The organism is Actinoplanes sp. NPDC049681 (genome assembly GCF_044465265.1).
In the GTDB taxonomy this organism is placed as follows: domain Bacteria; phylum Actinomycetota; class Actinomycetes; order Mycobacteriales; family Micromonosporaceae; genus Actinoplanes.
The window spans coordinates 1-3,252 of sequence record NZ_JBITLP010000016.1 but is presented as its reverse complement, the minus strand read 5'-3'; the positions used below and the strand labels follow the sequence as shown (position 1 = coordinate 3,252).

At 63.6% G+C, this 3,252-nt stretch carries 2 protein-coding genes; both read left to right on the top strand.

Going from position 1 to position 3,252, the window contains the following annotated elements:
- Positions 1 to 2,451, top strand: a 2,451-nt coding sequence (locus ACIBO8_RS37050; RefSeq protein WP_396120216.1) for an alpha/beta hydrolase, incomplete at its 5' end; no start/stop codon positions are given.
- Positions 2,452 to 2,462: 11 nt separating this feature from the next.
- A complete protein-coding gene (locus ACIBO8_RS37045; protein ID WP_396120215.1) occupies positions 2,463 to 2,999 on the top strand; it encodes a hypothetical protein in 537 nt (178 codons plus the stop codon).
- Positions 3,000 to 3,252: the final 253 nt, after the last annotated feature.

Below are 3,252 nucleotides of genomic sequence, written 5' to 3'. Positions count from 1 at the left end.
CTCTACCAGTACGACCTGCAGACCGGCGTCAACACCCTGATCGCCAGCGGCTTCACCAACACCAACTACCGGGCGCTGGGCGCCGACGACACCGCCGTCTGGGTCACCACCGACCGCACCATCACCCGCTGGGAACTCACCGGGCAGAAGACCGTGGTGACCTTGCCGCTCGGCATGTTGACCTCGGGGCCGATGACCTCCGGCGGTGACTATCTGTACGCGATTACCCCGGACAACCTGATCGTCCGGATCAACAAAGGCGACGCCGCCACCCGCTTGATCACCGGTGACACCGGCACCGACGGCCTACGCCTGACCTCCGCCAGCGGCCTGGCCACCGACGGCGACGCCCTCTACACCGCCAGCACCCAAGGCCTGACCCGCATCACCCCCACCACCCGGGTATGGGAGCCCACATTCCGCGGACCGAAGTTCGACACCGTCGACCTCAACACGATCTCCAGCAGCACCGCAGCCGCGAGCGGTCTCGCCGCCATCGGAAACTACGTGTTCACCACCGCCGGCAACCAGATCATCAAAACCAACACCTCGACCGGCACCAGCACCGTCCTAGCCGGCACCACCACCAGCACCAGCTGCACCGACGCCGACACCGGCGCCGCCGCCCAGTTCAGCTCCCCGAAGGTCATCGGCGCCGACGGCTCCGCGATCTACGTCTACAGCTGCGGCTACGTGCGTGCCGTCAACCCGGCCAACGGCGCCACCACCACCCTGACCGGCCCCCCCAACGCCAACGTGTATGCCATCAGCGGGCACCAGCTCTACGCCGCCAACGGCAGCTACCTCTACCAGTACGACCTGCAGACCGGCGTCAACACCCTGCTCACCACCAACCTCCCTTACGGCTCCAACCAGGCGCTCGCCGCCGATGACTCCTACGTGTGGGTCGCCACCGACAAAACCTTGCTGAAGGTCACCCCGTCGCCCTTCGCCGGCACGCCCGTCACCGGCCCAGCCGGCCAGGTCACCACCGTGAGCACCCAGTTCCCCCTCGCCCTCGACGGAATCATGACCTCCATCGGCAACTACCTCTACATCAAGGCACCCCGACCCAACCTGACCGACCCCCTTCCCAACGGCACACCGCAACTCCCCGACCTCTCCGCGATCAGCAAGACCGACGGATCCAGGACCAGTGTCGCCGTACCCTGGGGCCGTCGAATCGTCAACCCGGACAACACCGTCACCCTCGTCTACGGAACAGCTCTCGGCCTCACCTACGACGGCAACGACCTGTACACCCTGTCCCGACTCGACGGCACCACCACCCTGCTCCGCATCCGCCCCCAGGCACCGGTGAATGCCCCGGCGCCCGATGACGCCAACAAATGGTGGCAAGAGCTCAACGACACCCAGCGAAACAACATCATCAATGAACATCCCGAGCGTGTCGGGTGGCTCGACGGCGTGCCTATCGTCGACCGCGACAAGGCCAACCGCCTGTGGCTGCTGCAGCGTAAACAGCTACTCGCTGCCTGGGAAAAGCAATACACAGATGAGATCGCCGGCCTTGAACCGGGGCACCCGATGATCCCCGACCTTGAGAACCTCCTCAGGGAGATCGACAACGAACAGGCCCGGATCGAGATGATCGAGGACAAGCTGGACGGTCTTGGCCAGGGCGTCGGCTTCCTCGTCGGAGTGGATACAAAGGGTGACGGCAAGGTCATCATCGCCGACCACAACCCCGACAAGGCACGCCACACCGCCGTATGGGTTCCCGGCCTAGGCACCACCCTGGACAGCACGCGAAGCAACGTCAACAGGATCAAGAATCTGAGGGCTGCGGCGTCGGGCATCGTAAGAGGAGAGGTCGAGGTTTCAACGATCTACTGGCTGGGCTACGACGCTCCCGAACTAGACGCGTCCGTGGCCCTCACGTTCCGCGCCCAGGCTGGGGCAGCACCGCTGAACCAGTTCGTTGACGCGCTGCGACTCACCCATGGTCCCGGGCCCTACCACCTTACGGCCGCGGCACACTCCTATGGCTCAACCGTGGTCGGCGAGGCTGCCCTCACAGGGAACCTCCATGCAGACGACCTCCTCGTCGCTGGCAGCCCGGGCCTGGATACCGACAACATCCACGACCTGACGGCAGATCCACGTCATGTTTGGGCCGGCGCAGCCGACGACGACCCTGTCGCACGTCCGGAGATCATCGCCGACTTCGACTATTCAACGAAGATCGCCACAATTGCCGCCCTCGTCGGTCCATGGGTTCAGCTTGCCTATGTAGATGGCCATGAGATCAGTCCCCATGAGCCGGAGTTCGGTGCGAACGAATACGCGGTCGACACCAGCGGGCATAGCGCATACTGGGACTGGGACGACGAACCCTCGGACAGCGTTCTCAATCAGGCGGCCGTCGTTGTCGGAAAGTACAGCATCGTTCGTCTGGTACACGGCGAAGCGCCACCCAACATCTCCTAGGTGGGGACCTGATGAAGATTCATTGCAGGAAGACCGGCAAGCCGTCTCGCCTTGGATTTCTTCTGCCGTTCGTTCTGCTCGCCATAGCCGCATGCGCCGGGAAACCCGGCCAGAATGCAGAGAATTTGAGGATCGCCACCGACGCAGAGGTTCGTGCAGAAGTTCAAGAACTCGCAAACCAAATCGCGAACGTCTCCGGAAAAGGGCGGTTAGCCAGGCCCGATGTGAACTCTTCGGAATGCGACAACGACGAGGGCGACACGTCGGGCGCGGTGAAGTACATCCAAGGTGTCTACAACATCGACATACCAGCCGCTAAGCAGCGCGACGCATTTAACTCGGTGAGAGAACACTGGCAGAAGATGGGCTGGAAGATCACCCGGAATGACTTCAGGCAGGATCTCAACGAAGGGGTGCTATCTGCGAAAAATCAAGGGGACAGCGGCAATTTCACCTTGTCGAGCACTACCTCAGCCGACAGCCTCGCCGTGATCATCCATTCGGGGTGCTTCCGAGAGACACAGCCCACGACGCCACCAAGCCGGTGACTGATCGTTGGCAGTGACTGCTGGAAGTAGATGTGGCCCGATCAGCCACAATCACGTAGAGCCAGGGCCCGTGCCGCTTGATGCGGCACGGGCCCTGGCGCGCTTGGCGGCCAAGGCGTCGGCAAGATTGATCACCCTGTGTCGGCATACGGTCCCCAGCACCCGGCCGTCGGAGGCGCGGCGAGGCGCCGGCTATGTCGTGACGCCGGGCCGACCGGACGACCACCGCCGTGCCGCCCGGCCTCGCAGAAAA

Coding starts and splice junctions, on each gene's coding strand:
- ACIBO8_RS37045 (WP_396120215.1), top strand. CDS start 2,463: ATGAAGATTCATTGCAGGAAGACCGGCAAGCCGTCTCGCCTTGGATTT.